This is a genomic window from Microbacterium sp. ISL-103 (assembly GCF_018613995.1).
GTDB lineage: Bacteria > Actinomycetota > Actinomycetes > Actinomycetales > Microbacteriaceae > Microbacterium.
In genome coordinates this window covers 1-4,634 of the sequence record NZ_JAGGPD010000591.1, presented here as the reverse complement: position 1 = coordinate 4,634, position 4,634 = coordinate 1, and the positions used below count along the sequence as shown (strand labels likewise).

Genomic DNA, 4,634 nt, shown 5'->3' with positions numbered 1-4,634 from the left:
CAAGCAGGCGCTGAGGACGAAGGCGGTGGCGTGATGGCGACGCCGGGAGCCGACGCACGCGAACCCTGGCCCCTCTGGGAGGTCTTCGTCCGCGCGAACCGCGGTCTGAGCCATGTGCACGTCGGATCCCTGCATGCCCCGGACGCCCACCTTGCCCTCCGCAACGCCCGCGACCTCTACACCCGCGGCGGCGAGGGCGTGTCGATCTGGGCCGTTCCGGCCGACGCGATCACGACCAGCGACCCCGACGCGAAGGGCGCCTACTTCGAGAGCCCGGCGGGCAAGAACTACCGGCATGCCGTCTACTACACGGCATCCGAAGGGGTGCCGCACCTGTGAACGACATCCACACTGACCCCCACGCCGACCTCCACGGCGATGTCTCGGTCGACGAGCTGCGACTGAGCGAGGAGCTCACCGGATCCGGCTCCGCCGCGGAATCCGCCGACATCGCCGAATACGCGCTCTGGCTCGGCGACGACGCCCTGATCCTCTCTCAGCAGCTCGGCGAGTGGATCGCCCGCGCGCCGGAGCTCGAAGAAGACGTCGCACTCGGCAACATCGCCCTCGACCTCCTCGGGCATGCCCGCTCGTTCCTGCACTTCGCAGGGTCGTACGACGGGCGCTCCGAAGACGACCTCGCGTACTTCCGCGACGAGCCGGAGTTCCGCAGCGCCTGGATCGTCGAACAGCCCAACGGCGACTTCGCGCAGACGATCGCGCGACAGTTCGTCGTGTCGACGTACATGTTCGAGCTCTACTCCGCTCTGCGGAAGAGCCCCGAGCCGACGTTCGCGGCGATCGCCGAGAAGTCGCTCAAAGAGGTGGACTACCACCGCGACCACGCGGTGCAGTGGGTGCTCCGGCTCGCGGGGGGCACCGACGAGTCGCGGCAACGGATCATCCGCGCGCTCGGCGATGTCTGGCCGTATGTCGACGAGCTCTTCCGCGACGAGCCCCTGATCGATCGACTCGGCGATGCGGCAGCGCGCCCGTCGACGCTGCGGCCCGGTTTCGACGCCGTCGTCGACACCGTGTTCACCGAGGCGGAGCTTGAGACACCCGCCGTCTCGGCATCCTCCGCCGGCGGCAGACGGGGCGCGCACGCATCACCGCTCGGCCATCTGCTCGCCGAGATGCAGGTGCTCGCCAGGCGGCACCCGGGGGCATCATGGTGACCGGCACCGTACGGAAAGACACCGAGGCCGCCGCCTGGAGGATCGCCGCAGCCGTGGCAGACCCCGAGGTGCCCGTGCTCACGATCGAGGATCTCGGCGTGCTCCGCGCCGTCGCCGTCGACGGCGAGACCGTGCGAGTCGACATCACCCCCACCTACAGCGGATGCCCGGCGATGGACACGATCCGCGACGACGTCATCCTGGCGCTGACCGCAGCCGGGTACTCGCGGGTCGAGGTGCGTCTCGTGCTCTCGCCCGCGTGGACGACGGACTGGATGTCGGATGCCGGCAAGCAGAAGCTCGCCCAGTACGGCATCGCCCCGCCGTCCGGGCGCTCGGCGATCTCGTCGGGCCCGATCCGGCTCGCCATCAGCGTGCGCTGCCCCCGGTGCGGCTCGCTCGACACCCACGAGGTCTCGCGCTTCGGCTCCACCTCGTGCAAGGCGCTGTTCGAGTGCCGCTCCTGCCTCGAACCCTTCGACCACTTCAAGGTGCACTGATGTCGCTGTTCGCCTCCTCCGTCACCGCTCCGGCGACCACGTCTCGCCGCACCGCGCCGACGACGAAGAAGCGCGCGCGCTTCCACACGCTCGCCGTCGAAGAGGTGCGTCCGCTCACCGATGACTCGGTCGAGGTGACCTTCACCGTCCCCGCCGAGCTGGCCGATGACTACGACCACCTGCCCGGCCAGTACGTGGCACTGCGCACGACGCTCGACGGCACCGAGGTACGCCGGTCGTACTCGCTGTGCCGAGCACCCGAGCACCGCACGGACGAGCAGATCGCCGCCGACATGCCGACCCGATTGAGCGTCGCCGTGAAACGCGACGAGGGCGGGCTCTTCTCGACCTGGGCGCAGACGGGACTGCACCCCGGCTTCGAGATCGACGTGATGAGCCCGCAGGGCACCTTCACCTCGGGCCTCGACGACCTCGACGACCGTCACGTCGTCGGCATCGCGGCGGGCTCGGGGATCACCCCGCTGATGGCTCTGGCGCACACGGTGCTGACCCGGTCGGAATCCTCGCGCTTCACACTGCTGTACACGAACCGCTCGACGCTCGACGTGATGTTCCTCGAAGACCTCGCCGATCTCAAAGACCGCTACCCCACCAGGGTGACGCTGCACCACGTGCTCTCGCGCGAGCAGCGCACGGCGCCGGTGCTGTCGGGCCGGATCGACGAGGAGAAGCTGCGGACGATCCTGCGGATGCTGATCGATCCGAGAGACGTCGACGAGTGGTTCCTCTGCGGGCCGCTCTCGCTCGTCGACCTGTGCCGCGAGGTGCTCGCCGACGTCGGTGTGCCACGGGAGCACATCCGGTTCGAGCTCTTCACGACCGGTGACGAGCCGGTGCGAGCAGCGCGCCCCGTCGAGGTGCGCGCGGGAGAGAAGACGATCCGCATCGAGGTGAACCTCGACGGCGTCTCCTCGACCGTCGAGAGCCCCGTCGATGCCCACGAATCGGTGTTGAACGCGGCGCTGCGGGTGCGCCCCGACGCCCCGTTCGCGTGTGCGGGCGGTGTCTGCGGCACCTGCCGTGCACGAGTCATCGAGGGCAGCGTGACGATGACCGAGAACTACGCCCTCGAACCCGATGAGCTCGACCGCGGCTACGTGCTGACCTGCCAGTCCCACCCGACGAGCGACCGCGTCGTGGTCGATTACGACGTCTGAGGAGCATCCGATGATCGATCTCACCATCGAGGACGACGTCGCGACGGTCGTCCTCAACGCACCGGCGAAGCTGAACTCGCTCGACGAGCAGGCGCTGCGCGATATCGGCCGCGCCTACGACGAGGCCGACGCGGCAGGAGTCCGCGCGCTCGTGCTGCGCGGCGAGGGCCGGGCGTTCTGCGCCGGTCGCGACATCTCTGCCGTCGACCCGCGCGACGATGACGTCTCGGGCTATCTCGGTGGCCTCGTGACGCCGCTGCTGCAGAGGATGTCGCGCTTCCCCGCACCGACCTTCGCGGTCGCGCACGGCGCCTGTCTGGGCGTCGGCCTCGGACTCCTGATCGCGACGGACGTCGTCTACGTCGCGGAATCGGCCAAGATCGGCTCGCCCTTCGCCGCGCTCGGCGCCACGCTCGATTCCGGCGGCCATGCCCTCTTCGTCGAACGACTCGGGGCGCACAGAACCCTCGACCTGATCTACACCGGGCGCCTGATGAGCGGCACCGAGGCCGTGACGTCGGGGCTGTTCTCGCGGGTTCTCCCTGATGACGAGGTGGTGCAGACGACGACGGATGCCGCGGCGACCGCCGCACGGGGCGCCACGGCCGCTTTCCTCGCGAGCAAGCAGCTGGTCGCCCGGATCCGCGACGAGCGGCTCGCCCTGTGGAAGTCGATCGAGATCGAGAACGCCGCGCAGGCAGCACTCTGCGACACCGACGACTACCGCGAGGGGTTCGCCGCATTCCAGCAGAAGCGCACGCCTCGATTCCGAGGGCGCTGAGCCGGATCGCGCGCGCCTCGCCCACCTCGCATACTGCCGGGACTCGCACCGACGCAAGGGCGTCGTCGATGTCGGATGCCGGTGCGAGACTGCGTGCATGATGCTCACGGAGCTCGTCTCCACCGCCGACACGGTCACTGCGACCTCATCGCGCCTCGCCAAGATCGATGCACTGTCGCTGCTGCTCGCGCGCGCAGATCCCGATGAGATCCCCGTCGTCATCGGGATCCTCCTGGCCGCTCCGCGGCAAGGGCGGCTCGGAGTCGGCTGGCGCGGGGTGTCCGTACTCGACGTCACGCATGCCGCGTCCCCCACCTTGTCGATCGGCGACGTCGACGAGGGGTTCGAGGTTCTTGCACGCACATCGGGATCCGGCTCCGCGGCGGCGCGCACCGCCGCGCTCGCCTCGCTCGCGAGCCGCGCCACAGAGCACGAGTGGGATCTCCTCTCCCGCGCGATGCTGGGCGAGCTGCGCACCGGCGCACTCGGTGGCGTGCTGCTCGATGCGATAGCCCGAGCGTCCGATCGACCGGCGGCGTCGGTGCGGCGCGCGGCCATGCTCTCGGGCGATCTCGGCGACACGGCGGTGATCGCGCTCACCGGCACCGAAGCCGAGCTCGATGCGGTGAGTCTGGTCGTCGGGCGCCCCGTGCTGCCGATGCTGGCCGCGACCGCCGCGACTCCGACCGAGGCTCTCGCGATCACAGGACCGGCTTCCGTCGAGTACAAGCTCGACGGCGCGCGCATCCAGGTGCACCGCCACGGCGACGAGGTCGGTGTGTACACGCGCAGCCTGGCCGACATCACCCACCGCGTGCCCGAGATCGTCGAGATCGTGCGCGGCCTTCCCGCCGACGACCTGATCCTCGACGGCGAGACGCTGTCGCTCGACGAAGACGGTGGTCCGCGACCGTTCCAAGAGACGATGTCGCGTTTCGGTGCCGATGTCTCACGCGAACTCGTGCTGCGGCCGTGGTTCTTCGACATCCTTCACGTC

Annotated in this window: 5 protein-coding genes and 1 pseudogene; all 6 read left to right on the top strand. The window is 69.5% G+C overall.

Going from position 1 to position 4,634, the window contains the following annotated elements; genetic code table 11:
• The first annotated feature begins 33 nt into the window (after window positions 1-33).
• Window positions 34-339 (top strand): 1,2-phenylacetyl-CoA epoxidase subunit PaaB, encoded by a 306-nt coding sequence (gene paaB, locus J7E68_RS18290; RefSeq protein WP_215174971.1) that lies wholly within the window; start codon window positions 34-36, stop codon window positions 337-339.
• Complete coding sequence (paaC, locus tag J7E68_RS18285; RefSeq protein WP_396652524.1) at window positions 336-1,178, top strand: 1,2-phenylacetyl-CoA epoxidase subunit PaaC; 843 nt, start codon at window positions 336-338, stop codon at window positions 1,176-1,178. Before paaB ends, paaC begins: the two co-directional genes overlap by 4 nt.
• Window positions 1,172-1,678 (top strand): 1,2-phenylacetyl-CoA epoxidase subunit PaaD, encoded by a 507-nt coding sequence (gene paaD, locus J7E68_RS18280; protein WP_215174969.1) that lies wholly within the window; start codon window positions 1,172-1,174, stop codon window positions 1,676-1,678. The genes paaC and paaD overlap by 7 nt, the downstream gene beginning before the upstream one ends.
• Complete coding sequence (gene paaE, locus J7E68_RS18275) at window positions 1,678-2,856, top strand: 1,2-phenylacetyl-CoA epoxidase subunit PaaE (RefSeq protein WP_215174968.1); 1,179 nt, start codon at window positions 1,678-1,680, stop codon at window positions 2,854-2,856. The genes paaD and paaE overlap by 1 nt, the downstream gene beginning before the upstream one ends.
• Window positions 2,857-2,866: 10 nt before the next feature.
• Entirely contained in the window at window positions 2,867-3,637 is a 771-nt protein-coding gene (locus tag J7E68_RS18270) for an enoyl-CoA hydratase/isomerase family protein (protein ID WP_215174967.1), read from the top strand.
• Window positions 3,638-3,734: 97 nt separating this feature from the next.
• Window positions 3,735-4,634 (top strand): annotated as a pseudogene (locus tag J7E68_RS18265) (ATP-dependent DNA ligase); the annotation flags it as partial.